Origin of the sequence: Bordetella genomosp. 7, from assembly GCF_002261265.1 — a bacterium.
Lineage (GTDB): Bacteria > Pseudomonadota > Gammaproteobacteria > Burkholderiales > Burkholderiaceae_B > Bordetella_A.
Genome location: NZ_NEVK01000006.1, coordinates 539,348 through 556,683, shown reverse-complemented (window position 1 = coordinate 556,683; position 17,336 = coordinate 539,348). Strand labels below are relative to the sequence as shown.

Here is a 17,336-nt window from a genome sequence, read left to right as displayed (position 1 = left end):
GCTGCTACGTCTGTACGTTTCTCGCCCCCCGGCTCGCGGTCGCGCCGCGCTTAGCCGCCCCGCCCACCGATTTACGGGCGGGCGTTCGGGATACGTCGGCGATGTTCAAGCTGTAGTAATAGCGGTCCGCGCGATAGTACGAATGAAACAGCACCAGGGGAGCTCCGTCTGCCATACGGAAAAATCGCGACAGATAAAGCACCGGAGCGCCGACAGAGATGTCGAGCAGCTCGGAGAGCTCCGGCGAGGCAATCAAGGCCTCGATCTGTTGTTTTTCTTCGAAGTGCGGAATCTTGAGTTCCGTGGCGATCAGGCTGAGGATGGAAACGACTTCAAAGTCGGCATGTTGGATCTGCTCGCCGATAACGGGAGGAAAGTAGGCATAGTGCAGGGCCAGCGGACTATTCTCAAAATAACGGACCCGCTTGACCATGAACACCATGTCCGACGGTGACGCTAAAAGCTTGGCGATGTCCGGCATGGGCACGTTGCCGGCGCCGAGCAGCTTCGAGCTCGTGTCGAGCTTCATGGCGGTATAGTCCTCGCTCATCCCGGTCAGGCGCTGCTCGCCACGCTGCTCGAAACGCCGGGCAAGGAACGTACCCTGGCCCTGGCGGCGGACGATTATGCCTTCTTCTTCAAACGATCGCAGGGCCTCGCGCACCGTTTCCCGCGAAACCGCGAATTCCTTGCATAACGCTTCTTCGGTCGGCAGCCGGTCGCCTACCTCGTAGCCCGATTGCATGCGTTTGCGCAAAATTTCGCGCAGTTGCAGGTATTTGGGAAACGGGTTGAAGAACTTCTTCATTGAGAGATGGTCTGTGGCATCGCGCGCATGAAACATTATAGCTATCGCGTTTTGCTTGCCGTGCCCCGGTGTGAAGTGACCGGACGCGCACGGCGATGCGGAGGGCTGCGCAAATGCCGAAGCTGCAGCCGCAGAAGACTAGCTGCCAGCCAGATGGCAAGCCGCCTCGATACGGTTGCCCGCCGGATCGGCCAGGAACGCGGCGTAGTAATGCGCGTGATAATCGGGCCGAAGGCCCGGGGCGCCTTCGCTGTGCCCGCCATGCGCCAAGCCGGCGCGATGGAAGGCGTCTACGGCCCGCCGGCTGGGGGCCTTGAAACACCAATGGCGACGGGGGTCGCGGGCCCAGGCAGGTGACTGCAGCACCGAAAAATAGCTATGGCCGGGGGCATGCGCCGCGCTGCGCTCGCCGTACCCCAGGGCGTCGGCCCGGTCGTACACCTTGACCGCGCCCAGTGCGACCATCACGGCGTCGTAGAAAGGGCGTGCGGCTTGCAGGTCCGGCACGGTGATCGATACGTGGTCAAGCAACTGCATCAGCCGCGCGCGTCCTGGTTGAATTGCAGCCAGGTCTGGACGCTGGGGCGTTGCCATTGGCTGTCTGCATAGGCGCGCAGCGGTTCGGGCATTTCGTCGCCATCGCAGGACAGGCGGCGCAGCATAAGCGCCAATTCGGTGTCGACAATGCACCACTGGTCGAACAACTGCGCCTGGCCCTCGGGCAACAGAGTTTGCGCCACGCGCAGCAGTTTGGCGGCGGCCGCCTGTGCCGCATCGCCTAGGGGCGTGCAGGGCGCGCCGTAGAACACGACCTCGGTGGGGCGTTCCTGGCGCAACGCGGCCAGGTCGCTGCGCAGCCACGCCTGCATCTGCCGGGCGCGCGCCCGCTGCTGCGGCGCGCGCGGGTACAGGGCGGGGTACTCGGGCGGGCCGAAGACGTCTTCCAGGTATTCGATGATGGCGCTGGATTCGGTCAGGTGGAATTCGTCGTGCGTCAGGGCCGGAACGCGGCAGGTGGGCGCGCGCGTCGCATACGGCCTCAGCCGCTGTTCGCCGGCGCTCAGGTCAACCAGCCGCAACTCTACGGGCAAGCCTTTTTCGGCCAGGGCGACATAGGCCGCCATGGCGTAGGGGCTGAGCAGCAGCGAATCGACGTAAAGAGTAAGCGGCGTGGCAAGCGGCGCAGGCAATGTGGTCTCCGTGGCAGGCAGGTGTAACGCAAGCGGCCGTCGCGGCAGCAAGCCCTGTGCCCACAGGGTGCCGCAATCGGGCCGCGGCGGCACGGCCCGCCGTGCTCCTGCCGCGCGCTCAGTCGACGATGAACAGGCGCGCCCCGGTGGGCGTGGACGAACGATGGGCTTCGGCCTGGTCGGCGACCTGATAGCTCATGCCCGGCGTCAGCACGACGCGTCGGCCGTCTTCGAGTTCGGTGTGCAGTTCGCCTTCCAGGCACAACAGGATATGGCCCTTGCTGCACCAATGGTCGGCCAGATAGCCCGGCGAATATTCCACCATGCGCACGCGTATGTCGCCGAATTGCCGGGTGCGCCACAACGCCTGGCCGGTGTCGCCGGGATGGACGGTGGGCTCGATGGTCTGCCAGTCGGTCGTGCCGAAGGGGATGTTGTGCAGGTTCATGGAAAGACTCGAAAGAAATTCAGAAAGCGTGGCCAGTACGTGGGCGCCCGTTATGCCGCCAGCTTTTTTTGCCAGAACATGGCCTGGCCCGATTCGTCGGCCAGGGCATAGCCTTCGTAGCCGATCTTGCGGTAAAGCGCCTGGGCGGGCGCGTTGCCCTGCAGCACTTCAAGCGTGATCTTGCAGCAGCCGCGGCGGGCGGCGACGGCTTCCAGCGCCTGCAGCATGCGCTGCGCGATGCCCTGGCGCTGGTAGCGCTCCGAAACCATGAAATCGTGCAGATTCAGCAAGGGCTGGCAGGCAAACGTGGAAAAACCTTCGAAGTAAATCGCCAGGCCGGCCGGCTGGCCGCCGTGCAGCGCCAGCAGCGCGCCGGCGGTGGGGCGGCGCGCCAGCTCGGCCACCAGATTCGCGCGCGCGCGGTCGGACAGGGGCTGGCCACCGCCCATGGGGCCGCGGGCGTATTCGTCTAGCAGCGCGACGATCATGTCGCCGTGGGCGGGGTTGTTGAAGTCGGCGTCGATGATGTTCAGCACGATCAGCTTCCGGATGAAAGGCTGCGGCGGCAGCCGGGGTGGGGCATTGGCCGTCATTATGCCGCGCCAGGCGCCCCGGCCACTGGGTAAACTGCCGCCTTGGCTGTAGCAGGAGTATTGCATGAACCCCCCGATGGCGCCGGCGAAACGCCCGCGCGTGCCAGGCGGCGCCGGCCTGGCTGGCCTGAAGGCGTGTGTGCCCGTCATGATCGGCTATTTTCCCGTGGCGGTGACTTTCGGAATGGCCGGACTGGGCACCGGCCTGGCGCCGGTACAGATTATCTTGATTTCGGTGCTGGTCTACGCGGGCGCGAGCCAGTTCCTGTTGTTGGCGTCCATCAAGTCGGGCACGCCATGGCTGTGGGTGGTGGCGCTGTGTTCGCTGCTGAACGCGCGGCATTTGCTGTATGGGCCGTTGCTGTCGCGGTTCTTGCCGCAGCGGCTGCGGTCGCGCCTGACCATCGCGTTTCTGCTGACCGACGAGGTGTTCGCCACCAGTTTCAATCGCATCGAACGGGTGCCGCTGGCCCACCGCAACCGCTGGATGACGGTGCTGGGCCTGGGCGCCTGGCTGACCTGGATCGCGGGCACCGCCGTAGGCGTGTATGCCGGTGACGGGCTGGAACGCCATTTTCCGATGCTGTCGCAGGTGATGCGGTTTGCATTGCCGGCCCTGTTCCTTGCGCTGGTGTGCCAGTGCGCCACGCGCGCGCTGCGCGTGCCGGTGCTGGCCGCGCTGGCGGTAAGCGGCGCGTGCGCGGCGGCCGGCTACACGACGCTGGCCATTCTGGCCGGGGCCGCCGTCGGGTGCCTGTGCTATCGGCCCCGGAAGGAGGCGCAATGAGCGGCCAGCTGGAGTTCTGGGGCGCGGTAATCGCCATGGCAGCCATTACCTATTTGACGCGTGCCCTGCCTTTTTTGCTGTCGTCGCGCAACCGCCTGATGCGCCGCCTGACCGAAGGCTCGTCGATGGCCGCGCTGGGTCCGGCGCTGCTGGCGGGCATTGCCGGCGCGGTTATCGTGCCCGACATGCTCGCGCTGCAGGGCGGGGCCGAATGGCTGCCCTACGCAGGCGGATTGCTGGCCACGGCGCTCGCGGCGCGTCGCCTGGGCAACGCGGGCCTGGCGGTGATAGCCGGCGTGGTGGTGTACGGCGCGTTGCTGGCCCTTGCCGGCGCGCAGGCCTAGCGCAAGGTAGCGGCCCGGCCGGCCGCCCCGGGGCGGCCGGCCGGGCGGTGGGAAGCTGTCCCGCCGGCGCGCTCCGGGGGCAGGCTTACTTGGCGAACATCATGCCGACCCAGAAGAGGGCGGCCGAAAGCAGCATCGATGCCGGCAGGGTCAGCACCCAGGCAAGCAGGATGGTGCGCACGGTGCTGTGGTGCAGGCCGCTCTTGTTGGCGATCATGGTGCCCGCCACGCCGGACGACAGCACGTGCGTGGTCGACACGGGCAGGCTGAACACGTTGGCCATGCCGATGGCCCCAACCGCGGTAAGCTGCGCGGCCATGCCCTGGGCGTAGGTCATGCCTTGCTTGCCGATTTTCTCGCCCACGGTAAGAACCACGCGGCGCCAGCCCACCATGGTGCCCAGGCCCAGCGCCAGCGCCACGGCCACGATTACCCACAACGGCGCATATTCGGTGGTTGCGGTCAGGTCGGCCCGCAGGCGGCTCAGGTCCTGGCGGTCGGCGTCCTGCAGGCCCTCGATGTTGGCGGCCTTCTTCGCGGTGTCGTCCAGGCACAGCAGGTAGCGGCGGATGGCGATGCGATTTTCGGCCGGCAGGTCGGAATAGTGCACAACGCCTTGCAGGTTATCGACCAGCGCGGCAATGGTGGGCATGGTGAGTTTGGGGTCGCACCGGAAATGCTCCGGCAGCACCTGTTCCGACGAGCCCGGCGCGGACAGGCCCAGGTAGCCGTCAAGCGTCGCATGATTGCGTTCATAGAACGCCGCAAGGTTCGTGGCCGCGTCGCGGGTACGGTTGATCTGGTAGGTGGTGCTGGCTTCATTGAGCACGAACTGCGCGGGCACGATGCCGATGAGCACCAGCATGATCAGGCCTATGCCTTTCTGGCCATCGTTCGAGCCGTGCACGAAGCTCACGCCCATTGCCGACAGCACCAGTACCAGGCGGTTCCAGAACGGAGGGTGCTTCTTGGAGTCGATCTCGCGGCGCTGCTCGGGCGTCTTGTGCATTTTCGAGACTGGCCACCAGCGCTTGAAAAGCAGCAGCAGGCAGCCGGCCACCAGGCAGCCCGCCAGGGGCGAGACCACCAGCGACAGGCCGATGTCGATGGCCTTGTTCCAGTTGACCCCGTCGCGCAGCGGCAGGTCGGTCAACAGGGCATTGGCCAGGCCCACGCCCAGGATGGAGCCGATCAGCGTATGGGAGCTCGAGGCCGGAATGCCGAAATACCACGTGCCCAGGTTCCAGGCGATGGCCGCGGTCAGCATGGCAAACACCATGGCAAGGCCCTGGCCGGTGTCTACGTTGATCAGCAGCTCTACGGGCAGCAGGTGGACGATGGCATAAGCGACCCCTACGCCGCCCAGCAGCACGCCCAGGAAGTTGAAAATGCCCGACATCACCACCGCCAGGTGCGGCGGCATGGCCTTGGTATAGATAACGGTGGCAACGGCGTTGGCGGTGTCGTGAAAGCCGTTGATGAATTCGAAGGCCAGGACGAAAAACAGGGCGAGCAGCAGGCTTGCGCCTATCCAGAAGTCCAGGCCGGAAAATATATGGAGCATTGGAGAGAATGGGAGGTGGGGGAGGCGGTTGCGGGAACGGCAGGCGGGATTATTGCAGATTTGTGACGGCCGCTGGCGTCAGGAAAGGTGTAATTCCGTGACGCGGCACGGGGCGGGATGGCGTGGGAAGCGATGCCTCTGCGATGTTCTGTGGCGCCCGGCAACCGAACCGGTGCGCCGGGCGGAATGCGATAGCATCAGCCTTTTCGGTTTTTATCTGGATACCGCCATGCCTGCTCCCTCGCAACCCGTTATCCGCCGCCACCCTGACGATCTCATCGTCGGGCTGGTTTCCATCTCCGACCGTGCCACATCCGGCGTTTACCAGGACCAGGGCGTGCCGGCCCTGCGGGAATGGCTGGGCACGGCGCTGTCGTCTTCATGGCAGGCGGTCGAGCGGCTGGTGCCCGACGAGGCCGATGCGATTTCGGCGGCGCTCATCGACCTGGTGGACAACTGCCATTGCGACCTGGTGCTGACCACCGGCGGCACAGGGCCCGCACGGCGCGACGTGACGCCCGAGGCCACGCTGGCGGTGGCTACCAAGGAAATGCCGGGTTTCGGCGAGCAGATGCGGCAGGTCAGCCTCAAGTTCGTGCCCACCGCCATTTTGTCCCGCCAGGTTGCCGTCATCCGCGAAACGGCCGACCACGCGGCATTGATCATCAATCTGCCCGGGCAGCCCAAAGCCATCCGCGAAACCCTGGAAGGGCTGCGCGACGAAAGCGGCGGCGTGGCGGTGCAAGGCGTGTTTGCCGCGGTGCCATATTGCATCGACCTGATCGGCGGCCCCTACGCCGAAACGCACGACCAGGTGGTCAAGGCGTTCCGCCCGAAATCGGCCGTGCGCAAGCCTGCGGCGTGAGGCTCGTGCGTTATAGTTCTTCGGATTTACTCGTCTGATTACGGGCACATCCACATGAAATTGCGATACCTCGCCGTCCTGGCCGCGGCCGCCGTGCTTGCCGGCTGCGCGAACGTCAAAGATGTGCGTGCGCGCGATCCGGTGTTCTACGGCTCTACCGCGCGCACGGCCGACGACTACATCACCTGCGTACAGACGGCATGGCAGGGTTCGGGCACCCCATCGCGGCGCCAGCCCGTGCACAACGGCCACGAGCTGGTGGTAGACGGCACCATGGGCGTCGAGGCCGTGCTGACCGCCACTACCTGGAGAGGCAAGACCGACGTCAGCCTGTCTACCCGCATTCCGCGCTACACCAGCGCGCTTACCGAGGCGGCCAACCTGTGCATGTAGGGCGTTCGTCGCTGCGCCTGCGCGTGGCCCGGGTATTGAGCCGGTGGTTGTTGCCGGCCCTGGCCTGCTTTGCCACGGTTGCCCAGGCGCAGGGCTATATCAGCCGCAAGCTCGATATGCCGGTGCCGGGCGGGGTAGCCGTGGTAGGGCTGGGAACGGCCGAACAGGCGCCGCGCGCCAGTTTCGATGGACATCGCGTCATGGTGGTGCGCGACAGCGACGGGCAATGGATCGCCATCGTGGGCATCGCCCTGGACACCGCGCCCGGAAGCCATGCGCTGCAAGTACAGGGCCGCGAGCCGGCGGCCTTTCAGGTGCGCGATAAAGAATACGCAGCCCAGCATATCAAGCTGAAAAATCGCCGGCAGGTCACGCCCAACCCCGACGACCTCAAGCGCATCGAACGCGAGCTCGAGGCGCAGATGGCGGCCTATCGCAATTTTCGCGACGGTGTCGTGCCCAGCAACGTGCTGCTGGACCGGCCCGTTGACGGGCGCCTGTCCAGCCCCTTTGGCCTGCGGCGTTTCTTTAACGGCCAAGAGCGCAACCCGCACTCGGGCCTGGATTTCGCCGTGCCGACGGGCACCCCGGTCAAGGCGCCGGCGGCCGGGCGCGTGGTGCTGGTGGGCGATTACTTCTTCAATGGCAAGACCGTGTTCCTGGACCACGGGCAGGGCTTCATCAGCATGTTCTGCCATCTGTCGGCCATCGACGTGAAGCCGGGCGACGACGTGCCGCGGGGCGCGGTGGTTGGCAAAGTGGGCAGTACGGGGCGCGCGACGGGCCCGCACCTGCACTGGAACGTCAGCCTGAACGGCGCGCGCGTCGACCCCGCCATTTTCATCGGGGCGGCGACAGGGCCCTGAGCACCGTGAACGGCCGGCGTTGCGCGCCGGCGGGCGGCATCAGGGATCGGCCAAGGGGTGCGAGGGCAGTTGCCCGTAACGCCGTTCGGCGTACTGCAGCCGGTCGATGGCGGCCTGCTGCAGGCGCAGTTGCTCTTGCAGGCAGTTGTCGAATTTGATGCATGCCTGCGCATAGCTCAGGCCAGTGGCGCGCAGGCTTTGTATGAAGGCCGCGCGCGATTGCCTGAGTTGCTGCAGGCCTCGCTCGCCGTGCTCGACTGCCTGCCGGGCCTCGGCAAGGCGTTGCGCGGCGGCAAGTGACGATTCGAGCGTATCCAAGACAGGCGGCATGCGGGTGCGGCCCGGCCGTGCGCAGATCAGCGGCGGCGTTGGGGCGGGCGTGCGAAGCTGGGGGCGCGTTCGTCTTTGTGGCGGAAATTGATGCGGCCCTTGGTCAGGTCGTAGGGAGACATTTCCAGGGTGACGCGGTCGCCCGCCAGGATGCGGATGCGGTGTTTGCGGATGCGGCCGGAGGCGTAGGCGCCCACTTCGATGCCGTTGTCCAGGGTGACGCGATAGCGGCTGTCGGGCAGCACTTCATCAACGATACCGTCAAGTTCGATCAGTTCTTCTTTTGCCATGTATGACTCTCCTTGGTCGATGCGCGCGGGCGCCGTGGCGCCCGCACCGCCCGCAGGCGGCATGCGCGGGACCCAAGCGGATCTTGGGGCCAGCGATGGAACGTAAAACGTCCCGGCTGGTACGGGGTACAGGACCCGGGAACCTGTAGGAACCCGGGCGGTACTCGCGCCGCTGGGGGCAATATGCGCGCTTGTCGCGGCTTGGTCGCGACGCTGCAAGTTCTGCAACGCCGGAAGAAGCGGGATAGTGCGAACCGTGCTTATGTTCACAACTCGTACACGGAATAACCAAAGATATTATCGCAAACCAGAGTATTTGACCAGGGTTTTCCCCAATTTCCACGGGTTTTCGCGGCGAGACGTCGTTTTCGGCCGGGTTCGTCCGTCGTGGCAATAAGAGGGCCGGTCCGGCCCTTGCCCGATCAAGGAGATACAAATGCGAGTCATGGTACTGGTAAAAGCCACCCGGGAAAGCGAAGCGGGCGAGATGCCGTCGCCCGACCTGCTGCGCGCCATGGGCGAATTCAACGAGCAGCTCCGGCAGGCGGGGGTGCTGCTGGCGGCCGACGGCCTGAAGCCGTCGTCCCGGGGCAAGCGCGTGGCGTTTGATGGAACGGCCCGCCATGTCACCGACGGGCCGTTCGCCGAAACCCGCGAGCTGGTGGCCGGGTTCTGGCTGTGGCAGGCCAGGGATATGGACGAAGCCGTGCAATGGGTAAAGCGCTGCCCCAACCCCATGCCCGGGCCCAGTGAAATCGAAATCCGGCCGCTGTACGAGGAAGCCGATTTTCAATAAGGAGGCAGGTCGCCGCCCGCGGGCGGCGCGCACGGCCTATTCTTCGTGGCCGGGCGCACCTTGCGGATACTGCGGCAGGCCGTCGGTGATGTCGTACCAGGGCGCCTTGTTGGCCACGAACATGTGGCAGGCGGCCCTGATGCCGGGGTCGTCGTCCAGGGCTCCCAATGGCAGGCCATAGGCCTCCGGCGCATGGTCGAAGCGCGACAGCAGCGGGGTGCCGCAGGCGCTGCAAAAGCCGCGGTAGTGGCCCGGCGACGAGCTGTACCACGTAACGTCGCCTTCCCCGCGGGTCCAGGCGAAATCTTTGGCCTGCACCGTGGCGCGCGTGCGGAAGGCGGACCCATGGGCCTTGCGGCACATGATGCAATGGCAATGCCAAGCCTGGGTGAGCGGGCCGGAAATTTCATAGGCCACGCGGCTGCACAGGCAAGAACCTTTCAGCATGTTCGTGCTCCGGGAACGCCTAAAACTTGACTATATACCGGCGCGACGCGCCGCGCGCCGGATCTGACAGGCAGGTTGCACGACATCCGGACGGCGGCCGCAGGATGCGTCGCGCCGTCGATGATGGTCATCACCCTGTCACCGCGCGTGCACAGAATCCCCTTGCAGATTTCCACAAGGGGATTCCTCATGACCAACGCGATCGAAGTGCACGGTCTTACCAAGACATTCCGCGCAGGCGCCAAGGCGCTGGACGATGTGAGCCTGACAGTTGCCGCCGGTGAAATGGTGGCCTTGCTGGGCGCCTCGGGCTCGGGCAAATCGACGCTGCTGCGTCACCTGGCGGGTTTTGTGGCGGCCGATTCGGCCACCGGGGGCAGTGTGTGGGTCAACGGCCGGCCCATACAGCACAACGGGCGCATCAGCCCGCGTGTGCGCGCCGCCCGGGCAGGCATCGGCTTCGTGTTCCAGCAATTCAACCTGGTGGGGCGGCTGCCGGTTCTCACCAACGTGCTTACCGGCCTGCTGCCGCGCGTACCGCTGTGGCGCAGCCTGACGCGCTGTTTCCGCCGCGACGAGGTCAGGGCGGGGCTGGAAGCGCTTGCCCAGGTTGGTATAGACGACTACGCGTTTCAGCGTGCCTCGACGCTGTCGGGCGGGCAGCAGCAGCGCGCCGCCATTGCGCGCACGCTGGTGCAGAACGCCCGCGTGATCCTGGCCGACGAGCCCATTGCGTCGCTCGACCCGGAATCGTCGCGCCGGGTGATGGATACGCTGGCCCATATCAATCGCAGCCGCAAAGTAGCCGTCGTGGTGTCGCTGCACCAGGTAGACGTGGCGTTGCGCTACTGCCCGCGTGTGGTGGCGTTGCGCCACGGCCGGGTGGTCTATGACGGCCCGGCGGCCAGCCTGACCGAAGCCATGTTGCGCGACCTGTATGGCGCCGACGCCAACGAGCTGCTGCCCCGGGACACCGGGCGCCTTGCTCCGCTGGCTACGGACGTGGCGCCCACCCCGCTGGCCGCCGCGGCCTGACTTCCTACCCTTCTTTCCACCACGGAGCACTTGCATGCTACGCAGATCTTTCTACGCGCTCGCCGCGGTCATGGCCATGGCCTCTTCCGCCTGGGCGCAGGACCCCGACACGCTGAACATTGGCTTTATTTCCACCGAATCGTCCACCAATCTGAAGCAGGCCTGGCAACCGCTGATCGACGATCTGAGCAAAGCCCTGGACAAACCCGTCAAGCCGTTCTTCGCCTCGGACTACGCCGGCATTATTGAAGGCATGCGCTTTAACAAAGTGCACCTGGGCTGGTTCGGCAACAAGTCGGCCATGGAGGCCGTGGACCGCGCGCAGGGCGAAGTGTTCGCGTCTGTCATCGATAAGGACGGCAACCCGGGCTATTGGTCGGTGCTGCTGGTCAACAAAGACAGCGATCTGCGTACGCTCGATGATGTGATCAAGAACGGCAGCCAGCTCAGCTATGGCGCGGGCGATCCCAACTCGACGTCGGGCACGCTGGTGCCGGGCTACTTTCTGTGGGCGGCGCGCGGCATCGAACCCAAGACCTTCTTCAAGACGGTGCGCGCGGCCAATCACGAGAGCAACCTGCTGTCGGTAATCAACAAGCAGGTGGATGTGGCCATCAACAACACCGAAATGCTGGAACGCTATCGCCGCAACACCGGCAAGGACGCCAACGAGTCGGTGCGCATCCTGTGGAAGTCGCCGCTGATCCCGGCCGACCCCATGGTGTTGCGCAAGGACCTGTCGCCCGAACTGAAAAAGCGCATCCAGGAATTCTTCGTCAACTACGGGACGGGGCCCGATGCGCAGCATCAGCTGGCGGTGCTGGCCGAACTTACCTACAAGGGGTTTCGCGCGTCGAGCAACGCCCAGCTGGTGCCGATACGGCAGATGGAACTGGCCAAGCAGAAGATCAACGTCGAGTCGGACACCACGCTGAGCGAGGCTGACAAGAAGCAGAAGCTTGCAGACATCGAACAGCAGCTGTCGGAACTGGACAAGCTGGCCGCCAAGCCGCAGTAACACCCCGCGCCGGCCCGCGCGGCCGGCGCCCTGCTTATTTTTTCCGTACGGAATCCCGACATGAGCGTTGTCGCTACACCTGCCCGCCATCTTGCCGAGCCTCGATCGTCCCTGCCCGTGTTGCTGGGTTGGGGCCTGATGCTGGCATTGCTGATGCTTTCATGGAACGGCGCGGATATGCGGCCCATGGACCTGGTGTCCCAGTCCAGCAATATGGCCACCTACGCGGCGGACTTCTTTCCCCCTAACTTCCGCGACTGGCGCATGTACCTGGACGAAATGCTGGTGACGATCCAGATCGCCATCTGGGGAACGTTCCTGGCCATCGTCGTGGCGGTGCCGCTGGGGTTGCTGTGTTCGGCCAATATCGTGCCCGCCTGGGTGTATCAGCCGATGCGCCGCCTGATGGACGCCTGCCGGGCCATCAATGAAATGGTGTTCGCGATGTTGTTCATCGTCGCGGTGGGGCTGGGCCCGTTTGCCGGCGTGCTGGCCCTGTGGGTGCACACCACCGGCGTGCTGGCCAAACTGTTTGCCGAAGCCGTCGAAGCCATAGACCCGCGGCCGGTAGAAGGCGTGCGGGCAACCGGCGCCAATGCGGTGGAAGAGGTGGTCTACGGCGTCATCCCCCAGGTGTTGCCATTGTGGATCTCGTACTCGCTGTACCGGTTCGAATCGAATGTGCGCTCGGCCTCGGTGGTGGGCATTGTGGGCGCGGGCGGCATCGGCACGGTGTTGTGGGAAATCATCCGCAGCTTCCAGTATGCGGAGACTTGCGCGGTAATGATCATCATCGTGGCTTTCGTGGTCTTGATCGACCTGGTGTCCGCGCGTATCCGGCGCGCACTGGTCTGATCCGCATAGCCGCCAATGACGGCCGCGGTTGCGCAGGCGCAGCCGCGGCCTGCGTGCATCTGCGCCCAGGCCGGGAACAGATTATCGCTTGCGGTCAGGCCGCGGCCGCCGCCAGTTCCAGGCGCACCAGCCGCAGCAGGCGCTGCGCGGCATGGTCGGGCGTATCGTTATTGCAAAGCCGGGTGGTCCGGCACCCCGGCGGCACGGCAAAGGGATGGGCCGCCTGGCGCAGTCGCGCTTCAATCTGCTCGGGCGTCTCGCGGCCGCGCGCGGCCAGCCGCCGTGCCAGGGTGTCCGGGTCGGCCACCACTTCCACCCCGACCAGGCCAGGATACCGCCGGAAAGCCTGGGCAAGATGGGTGCGGGAACCATTGATGATCACCGCCGCGCCCCTGGCCAGCCAGCTGTCGATTTCGATGCCGATGCCATATCGCAGCCCGTGGCTGTCCCAATGCAGCGCGAAGCAGCCCATGGCCAGGCACCGCTCGAATTCCACCGCGCTGAGGTTGACCGACGCTTCATCGGCCCCGCTGGGGCGTGTGATGTAGCGATGCGCCACCAGCACGGGTTCTTGCGGCTGCACGGCCAGGCGCACGTGGCGCAGCAGGGTGTCTTTGCCGCTGCCAGAAGCGCCCATCAGGTAGATCAGCCGGCCGTGCAGGCAGGCCTGCGGCGCGGCGTGCAGCGGCATGGCGGCGGCGCTCATGCGCATTCTCCATCCAGGTAACGGACGCCGCAGCCGTCGGTACACGAGCCGTCGAAACCGTAATGGCGCGCCACGACAAAGTCGGCGCCGGGTTCGGGCTCCACATACAGGCTCACCGCGCGCACGGGCATGGGCGCCTGAAGGGCGGAGCCATCCAGTGCGTCCAGGCGGCGCCCGGCAGCCGTCAGGTCGGCCTCGGCCAGCTGGCCGGTAAGCGTGATGTGAAACGTGTACGTGTCGAAAGCGTATGGGTAGCCCCAGCGTTGCAACATCATTCGTTGCGCGGGCTCCAGCAGGTGAATCTGGCGGCGCTGCAGTTCGTCGGGCAAGGGCGGGGCCCGGTATTCATCCAATGCGGTCACTGCCGCACCGGCCAGCGCGTTCATGCGCTGCCGCGCCCGATCGTCGGCGATACACCATGCCAGAAAGCCACGCAGGCGCACGCGCTGCAAAGGCAAGCCGAATGCGTTGCCGGTACGCGCAAACCGGCGCACGGCCTGGTCCAGGCTGGCGGGGGTGGCGCCGGCGCGCAGCCGGAAAGGCGCCTTGATCGTGGCGTGCAGCCCATACCGGCGCGGCGCCTGTGTCCATGACGCCTCGCGAGGGTCGGCGCCTGCGCTGCGCGCCAGAGGCAGGCCGGTGTCGGCGCAGCGGCCGAGCCAGCGCTGGCCGACTTCGCGCAAAGACCCTGCAGGCGCCAGGTACAGGGCGTATCGGTAGGCCGTCGGCATGGCGGCTACGCGGCGATGCGGTGTGCGGCGTGCATGCCGAAGCTGCGCGTCGCGTGACGCAACACGCCGCCCACGATGGCCGCGCAAACCCGCGGCAGCCCCGGAACGCTGTCGTCGACGACGATGACATCCGCGGCCTGCCCGGGTTCAAGGGTGCCGCGGTCGGCCAGGCCCGCTGCGCGGGCCGGATTGCGCGAGACCAGGCTCCAGGCTTGCTCCAGCGGCAGGACGCCGCGTTGCGCCAGCTGCAGCGCGGCGGTCAGCGGGGCCGGATAGTAGTAATCCGAAGCCAGAATGTCGCACAGCCCCGCGCGTATCATCGCTGTCGCATCCGGCGCATTGGTGTGGCTGCCGCCGCGCACGACATTGGGCGCGCCGAACACAATGGCGTCGCCCAGTTCGCGCGCGGATTGGGCGGCATCGGAAGTCAGCGGGAATTCCGCCACCCGGCAACCCAGCCGGTGGTAATGGCGGCGCGTCCCGGCGTCGGGGTCGTCGTGCGAAGCGACGCACAGGCCCGCTTCCCGGGCGCTGCGCGTCAGCTCGCGCATGGCCGCGGCCACCTCGCCGCTTGCGGCCATGGCATCGCGGATGCGCGCCTGAAAGGCATCCAGGCCGCACTCGGCCCGGTCGGCATACTGCAGCAGCTTCCGATCATCGCCCAGCCGTCGCGCCATGGCGGGCAGATGGTCGTTGAGCGCCAGGAATTGCACCCGCCCCTCGCGCATCCATTGCTGGGCTGTGCCGACACCGCCGACATGGTGCGTCTCGAAGCGCAGGTGCACGCAGTGGCGCGCCGCCAAGGCGCCTTGCAGGCGGGCCAATGAATCGAACATGCGTTCGGCATAGGCTTCGCCGCGCAGGCCGCCTTCCCACGACAGCGTGACGCCGTGGAATTCGGTAGTGATCCCGTGGGCCAGCAGCTGCCGGTCGACGTCGTGCAATGCCGTGTCGTAGGGAAAAGTGACGCCTGGCCGCGGCATGACCGCGCGTTCGAATGCGTCGCCGTGCAAGTCCACAATGCCTGGCAACACCAGCAGATCGCCCGCGTCGAGCCATGCTCCGCCGGCCGGCATGCCGGCGCCGATGCGGCCGTCGTGAAACGCGAGTTCGCCGCCGCCCACACCTGATGGGGCAAGCAGGCGCCTGCCGGCAATGCCGGCCAATGCAAGGGGAAAACCAGCTGTGGGAATCATGCGCGCACCTTGTTCGGGAAGCCTTGCGCGCACGTTACAGGCTGACTGTGACACCCGGATGTCTAGACGTCCAAGGCGCGACCGCATGCGTGTCAAAAGCTTCAGGTGGCGTCGTCCGACACCAGCAATTGCACCAGGTCGCCCGCGAACCGCGTGACGCTGTATTGCAACGGTGCGCCGGCGCTGTCGACGCTGAGCGCTTCAACCTGCAGGATGGGGCGCGTCTTGGGCTGGCCGAGCAGCCGCGCCGTGTCGGCGCTGGGCAAGGCCGCCGTGATGCGCGACCATTTGCGCATGTAATCCGCCACGCCGTAATGCGCGTAGGCGCGCGAAATCGATCGCGACTTTCGCAGCTGTTCGATAAAACCGGGAAAGCGCCGTTCGTCCAGATAGTGTTCGGAAACGTCGATACAGCGGTTGTCGGCCTTGCCCAGCGCCTGTACCCGCAGCACGGACGCCGTGCGAGACAGGCCGAGATGGCGCGCAATCTCGGCACTGCGCACGCTCTGGCCGCCCATGACTTCGAAATGCCCGCGCATCCCCTGGCTGAGCAGGTTCTCGGAAAACCGGGTGCGCTTGCCGATCGTGTAATCAATGGCGTGTTCGTGCACAAAGGTTCCGCGGCCCTGCTCGATGCGCACCAGCCCCGATTGTTCGAGCTCTGACATGGCGCGCCGTATGGTGTGCCGGTTGACCGCGAACTTGGCGGCCAGCTCCGGCTCGGGCGGCAAGCGCTCGCCTGGCGCATAAAGCCTGCCGCGTATGTCCTGGGCGAGCTGTTCACCGATCTGTCGCCATATCGCAATGCCCGAGCCTCGTTCAACCATGGTAATTCCGTTCCGGTAATGACGGCTTCATATTAGAAGGCCATGATTTTGCCAGCACAGACGGGCCGCATCGCCTGATGCATGCGTTGTCACGAAAAGTTCACGCCGCAATGGTGTACTGCGTGCAGAAAGCCCCGCTTCAAATCTGCCAAATCATCTAGACGTATAGAGGAACTATGCACTCTGATTCCCCTCCCGAAACGGCTGCCGTGGCGCGGCGCCGTGCCTGGATGCGCGTGCTGGCGCTCGCGGACCCCGGCATGCTGGAGCGTGCCGTGCAGGGCCTGGGCCCGTTGCCCGCGCATTCCCGCCTGCGCGCACCTGAAAGCGGCATGACGATGGTGCGCGCGCGCAGCGGCGGAACGGGCGCCCAGTTCAACCTGGGAGAGATGAGCATAACCCGCTGCGCCGTCGCGCTGGAAGACGGCACGATGGGCGTGGCCTATGTGCCGGGACGCTCGCAGCGCCATGCCGAACACGCCGCGGTGCTGGATGCGCTGCTGCAGAACGGCGACTGGCACGGGCGCATACAGGCGGACGTTATCGAGCCGCTGGCCCGAGACCACGAAGCGCGGGCGCGGCACCGTGCCGGCGTGGCCGCACAGACCCAGGTGGAATTTTTCACGCTGGTACGAGGAGAAGATTGAATGTTGTCTCTTGCAACCGCGCCGCCGGCTCCCGGCTTTGATGACGGCGCAAGCCGCGCCCAACAGACCTTCCGCGTCGCGCTGCAGGCCATGGCGCAGCCCGGAATCATCCAGGAAATCAATGCGCAGTGCGGCGTGCCGGCGGGCCTGTCGCCTGGCATGACGGCAATGCTGCTGACCCTGGCCGATGCCGATGCGCCCGTATGGCTGCCCGCCGGGGTATCGGATGATGTGCGCCGCTACCTGCGGTTCCATTGCGGCTGCCCGTTGGTCGAAGACCCGGCGCGCGCCCGCTTTGCCGCCGTGCCGGGCGGCCTGGCGGCGCCCGCCCTGCAGCGCCTGCACGCGGGCGATGCCGCCTATCCGGACACGTCGGCCACGCTGTTGATCGAGGTCGAAGCGTTCGGGCGCGGCCCGCGCGTCACCCTGTCGGGGCCCGGCATTGCCACGCGCCGCGAACTCAGCATCGCCGGCCTCCCGGAAGGGTTCTGGGCGCAATGGCGCGCCAATCATCAACTGTTTCCCCTGGGGGTGGACGTATTCCTTGTCCAGGGCAACCGGCTGTGCGGGCTGCCGCGCACGGCTCAAGCGGAGACCTGA

23 protein-coding genes and 1 pseudogene are annotated in these 17,336 nt (G+C 66.1%); 11 read left to right on the top strand and 13 right to left on the bottom strand.

What is annotated here, in order from left to right; genetic code table 11:
• Positions 1 to 4: 4 nt before the first annotated feature.
• From CAL19_RS13620 to CAL19_RS13600, 5 genes are all read right to left on the bottom strand, one after another.
• Positions 5 to 808 (bottom strand): GntR family transcriptional regulator, encoded by an 804-nt coding sequence (locus CAL19_RS13620; protein WP_038852388.1) that lies wholly within the window; start codon positions 806 to 808, stop codon positions 5 to 7.
• 138 nt (positions 809 to 946) lie between these two features.
• Positions 947 to 1,345: a VOC family protein gene (locus CAL19_RS13615; RefSeq protein WP_026639983.1), complete on the bottom strand. Its 399-nt coding sequence runs from the start codon at positions 1,343 to 1,345 to the stop codon at positions 947 to 949.
• Complete coding sequence (yfcF, locus tag CAL19_RS13610; protein WP_094797055.1) at positions 1,345 to 1,998, bottom strand: glutathione transferase; 654 nt, start codon at positions 1,996 to 1,998, stop codon at positions 1,345 to 1,347. The genes CAL19_RS13615 and yfcF overlap by 1 nt, the downstream gene beginning before the upstream one ends.
• A gap of 118 nt (positions 1,999 to 2,116) precedes the next feature.
• Entirely contained in the window at positions 2,117 to 2,446 is a 330-nt protein-coding gene (locus CAL19_RS13605; RefSeq protein ID WP_026639985.1) for a DHCW motif cupin fold protein, read from the bottom strand.
• Positions 2,447 to 2,496: 50 nt separating this feature from the next.
• Positions 2,497 to 2,982, bottom strand: a complete 486-nt coding sequence (locus CAL19_RS13600) for a GNAT family N-acetyltransferase (RefSeq protein WP_094797184.1) — start codon at positions 2,980 to 2,982, stop codon at positions 2,497 to 2,499.
• Between the two features lie 121 nt (positions 2,983 to 3,103).
• On the opposite strand from CAL19_RS13600, the gene CAL19_RS13595 reads away from it, so the two are divergent.
• Entirely contained in the window at positions 3,104 to 3,826 is a 723-nt protein-coding gene (locus CAL19_RS13595) for an AzlC family ABC transporter permease (protein WP_231494582.1), read from the top strand.
• Positions 3,823 to 4,170: an AzlD domain-containing protein gene (locus CAL19_RS13590; RefSeq protein ID WP_026639988.1), complete on the top strand. Its 348-nt coding sequence runs from the start codon at positions 3,823 to 3,825 to the stop codon at positions 4,168 to 4,170. The genes CAL19_RS13595 and CAL19_RS13590 overlap by 4 nt, the downstream gene beginning before the upstream one ends.
• Positions 4,171 to 4,255: 85 nt before the next feature.
• On the opposite strand, the gene CAL19_RS13585 is transcribed toward CAL19_RS13590, so the two are convergent.
• Positions 4,256 to 5,734 (bottom strand): inorganic phosphate transporter, encoded by a 1,479-nt coding sequence (locus CAL19_RS13585; RefSeq protein ID WP_026639989.1) that lies wholly within the window; start codon positions 5,732 to 5,734, stop codon positions 4,256 to 4,258.
• A gap of 229 nt (positions 5,735 to 5,963) precedes the next feature.
• Between CAL19_RS13585 and mog the strand changes: the two genes are divergently transcribed.
• The 3 genes from mog to CAL19_RS13570 are packed head-to-tail and all read left to right on the top strand — an operon-like array spanning position 5,964 to position 7,858.
• Positions 5,964 to 6,599, top strand: a complete 636-nt coding sequence (gene mog / locus CAL19_RS13580) for a molybdopterin adenylyltransferase (RefSeq protein WP_094797183.1) — start codon at positions 5,964 to 5,966, stop codon at positions 6,597 to 6,599.
• A gap of 54 nt (positions 6,600 to 6,653) precedes the next feature.
• Positions 6,654 to 6,992, top strand: coding sequence for a hypothetical protein (locus CAL19_RS13575; protein WP_026639991.1), 339 nt, complete (start codon positions 6,654 to 6,656; stop codon positions 6,990 to 6,992).
• The gene (locus tag CAL19_RS13570) at positions 6,983 to 7,858 is read left to right on the top strand and encodes a peptidoglycan DD-metalloendopeptidase family protein (protein WP_432759165.1); all 876 of its coding nucleotides are present in this window, start codon (positions 6,983 to 6,985) and stop codon (positions 7,856 to 7,858) included. Before CAL19_RS13575 ends, CAL19_RS13570 begins: the two co-directional genes overlap by 10 nt.
• A 39-nt stretch (positions 7,859 to 7,897) precedes the next feature.
• Here the strand turns inward: CAL19_RS13570 and CAL19_RS13565 are convergent, their stop codons facing one another.
• Entirely contained in the window at positions 7,898 to 8,188 is a 291-nt protein-coding gene (locus CAL19_RS13565) for a hypothetical protein (protein ID WP_094797054.1), read from the bottom strand.
• Positions 8,189 to 8,214: 26 nt separating this feature from the next.
• A complete protein-coding gene (infA, locus tag CAL19_RS13560; protein WP_026639994.1) occupies positions 8,215 to 8,478 on the bottom strand; it encodes a translation initiation factor IF-1 in 264 nt (87 codons plus the stop codon).
• A gap of 436 nt (positions 8,479 to 8,914) precedes the next feature.
• Here infA and CAL19_RS13555 point away from each other — a divergent pair.
• A pseudogene (locus tag CAL19_RS13555) lies at positions 8,915 to 9,268 on the top strand (YciI family protein); the annotation flags it as partial.
• 42 nt (positions 9,269 to 9,310) lie between these two features.
• On the opposite strand, the gene CAL19_RS13550 reads toward CAL19_RS13555, so the two are convergent.
• A complete protein-coding gene (locus CAL19_RS13550) occupies positions 9,311 to 9,721 on the bottom strand; it encodes a GFA family protein (protein WP_026639995.1) in 411 nt (136 codons plus the stop codon).
• Positions 9,722 to 9,910: 189 nt separating this feature from the next.
• Here CAL19_RS13550 and phnC point away from each other — a divergent pair, with 189 nt between their 5' ends.
• The 3 genes from phnC to phnE are packed head-to-tail and all read left to right on the top strand — an operon-like array spanning position 9,911 to position 12,629.
• A complete protein-coding gene (gene phnC / locus CAL19_RS13545) occupies positions 9,911 to 10,756 on the top strand; it encodes a phosphonate ABC transporter ATP-binding protein (protein ID WP_094797052.1) in 846 nt (281 codons plus the stop codon).
• Positions 10,757 to 10,790: 34 nt separating this feature from the next.
• On the top strand, positions 10,791 to 11,774 hold the full coding sequence (gene phnD / locus CAL19_RS13540; RefSeq protein ID WP_094797051.1) for a phosphonate ABC transporter substrate-binding protein: 984 nt from the start codon (positions 10,791 to 10,793) through the stop codon (positions 11,772 to 11,774).
• A 60-nt stretch (positions 11,775 to 11,834) separates the two neighbouring features.
• A complete protein-coding gene (gene phnE, locus CAL19_RS13535) occupies positions 11,835 to 12,629 on the top strand; it encodes a phosphonate ABC transporter, permease protein PhnE (RefSeq protein ID WP_026639998.1) in 795 nt (264 codons plus the stop codon).
• Between the two features lie 94 nt (positions 12,630 to 12,723).
• Here phnE and phnN read toward each other — a convergent pair whose 3' ends face one another.
• From phnN to phnF, 4 genes are all read right to left on the bottom strand, one after another.
• On the bottom strand, positions 12,724 to 13,335 hold the full coding sequence (gene phnN, locus CAL19_RS13530) for a phosphonate metabolism protein/1,5-bisphosphokinase (PRPP-forming) PhnN (protein WP_249276314.1): 612 nt from the start codon (positions 13,333 to 13,335) through the stop codon (positions 12,724 to 12,726).
• Positions 13,332 to 14,066, bottom strand: a complete 735-nt coding sequence (locus tag CAL19_RS13525) for a DUF1045 domain-containing protein (protein WP_094797050.1) — start codon at positions 14,064 to 14,066, stop codon at positions 13,332 to 13,334. Before CAL19_RS13525 ends, phnN begins: the two co-directional genes overlap by 4 nt.
• Before the next feature lie 5 nt (positions 14,067 to 14,071).
• Positions 14,072 to 15,262: an alpha-D-ribose 1-methylphosphonate 5-triphosphate diphosphatase gene (locus CAL19_RS13520; RefSeq protein WP_094797049.1), complete on the bottom strand. Its 1,191-nt coding sequence runs from the start codon at positions 15,260 to 15,262 to the stop codon at positions 14,072 to 14,074.
• Positions 15,263 to 15,363: 101 nt separating this feature from the next.
• Complete coding sequence (gene phnF, locus CAL19_RS13515) at positions 15,364 to 16,089, bottom strand: phosphonate metabolism transcriptional regulator PhnF (RefSeq protein WP_026640002.1); 726 nt, start codon at positions 16,087 to 16,089, stop codon at positions 15,364 to 15,366.
• Between the two features lie 176 nt (positions 16,090 to 16,265).
• Here phnF and phnG point away from each other — a divergent pair, with 176 nt between their 5' ends.
• On the top strand, positions 16,266 to 16,736 hold the full coding sequence (gene phnG / locus CAL19_RS13510; protein ID WP_094797048.1) for a phosphonate C-P lyase system protein PhnG: 471 nt from the start codon (positions 16,266 to 16,268) through the stop codon (positions 16,734 to 16,736).
• Positions 16,737 to 17,336, top strand: coding sequence for a phosphonate C-P lyase system protein PhnH (gene phnH / locus CAL19_RS13505; RefSeq protein ID WP_094797047.1), 600 nt, complete (start codon positions 16,737 to 16,739; stop codon positions 17,334 to 17,336). It begins immediately after the preceding gene.

Excerpts from the sequence above, each read along its gene's own strand:
- CAL19_RS13620 (WP_038852388.1), bottom strand. The coding sequence starts at position 808 with ATGAAGAAGTTCTTCAACCCGTTTCCCAAATACCTGCAACTGCGCGAA.
- CAL19_RS13615 (WP_026639983.1), bottom strand. The coding sequence starts at position 1,345 with ATGCAGTTGCTTGACCACGTATCGATCACCGTGCCGGACCTGCAAGCC.
- CAL19_RS13605 (WP_026639985.1), bottom strand. The coding sequence starts at position 2,446 with ATGAACCTGCACAACATCCCCTTCGGCACGACCGACTGGCAGACCATC.
- CAL19_RS13595 (WP_231494582.1), top strand. The coding sequence starts at position 3,104 with ATGAACCCCCCGATGGCGCCGGCGAAACGCCCGCGCGTGCCAGGCGGC.
- CAL19_RS13590 (WP_026639988.1), top strand. The coding sequence starts at position 3,823 with ATGAGCGGCCAGCTGGAGTTCTGGGGCGCGGTAATCGCCATGGCAGCC.
- CAL19_RS13585 (WP_026639989.1), bottom strand. The coding sequence starts at position 5,734 with ATGCTCCATATATTTTCCGGCCTGGACTTCTGGATAGGCGCAAGCCTG.
- mog (WP_094797183.1), top strand. The coding sequence starts at position 5,964 with ATGCCTGCTCCCTCGCAACCCGTTATCCGCCGCCACCCTGACGATCTC.
- CAL19_RS13575 (WP_026639991.1), top strand. The coding sequence starts at position 6,654 with ATGAAATTGCGATACCTCGCCGTCCTGGCCGCGGCCGCCGTGCTTGCC.
- CAL19_RS13565 (WP_094797054.1), bottom strand. The coding sequence starts at position 8,188 with ATGCCGCCTGTCTTGGATACGCTCGAATCGTCACTTGCCGCCGCGCAA.
- infA (WP_026639994.1), bottom strand. The coding sequence starts at position 8,478 with ATGGCAAAAGAAGAACTGATCGAACTTGACGGTATCGTTGATGAAGTG.
- CAL19_RS13550 (WP_026639995.1), bottom strand. The coding sequence starts at position 9,721 with ATGCTGAAAGGTTCTTGCCTGTGCAGCCGCGTGGCCTATGAAATTTCC.
- phnC (WP_094797052.1), top strand. The coding sequence starts at position 9,911 with ATGACCAACGCGATCGAAGTGCACGGTCTTACCAAGACATTCCGCGCA.
- phnD (WP_094797051.1), top strand. The coding sequence starts at position 10,791 with ATGCTACGCAGATCTTTCTACGCGCTCGCCGCGGTCATGGCCATGGCC.
- phnE (WP_026639998.1), top strand. The coding sequence starts at position 11,835 with ATGAGCGTTGTCGCTACACCTGCCCGCCATCTTGCCGAGCCTCGATCG.
- phnN (WP_249276314.1), bottom strand. The coding sequence starts at position 13,335 with ATGAGCGCCGCCGCCATGCCGCTGCACGCCGCGCCGCAGGCCTGCCTG.
- CAL19_RS13525 (WP_094797050.1), bottom strand. The coding sequence starts at position 14,066 with ATGCCGACGGCCTACCGATACGCCCTGTACCTGGCGCCTGCAGGGTCT.
- CAL19_RS13520 (WP_094797049.1), bottom strand. The coding sequence starts at position 15,262 with ATGATTCCCACAGCTGGTTTTCCCCTTGCATTGGCCGGCATTGCCGGC.
- phnF (WP_026640002.1), bottom strand. The coding sequence starts at position 16,089 with ATGGTTGAACGAGGCTCGGGCATTGCGATATGGCGACAGATCGGTGAA.
- phnG (WP_094797048.1), top strand. The coding sequence starts at position 16,266 with ATGCACTCTGATTCCCCTCCCGAAACGGCTGCCGTGGCGCGGCGCCGT.
- phnH (WP_094797047.1), top strand. The coding sequence starts at position 16,737 with ATGTTGTCTCTTGCAACCGCGCCGCCGGCTCCCGGCTTTGATGACGGC.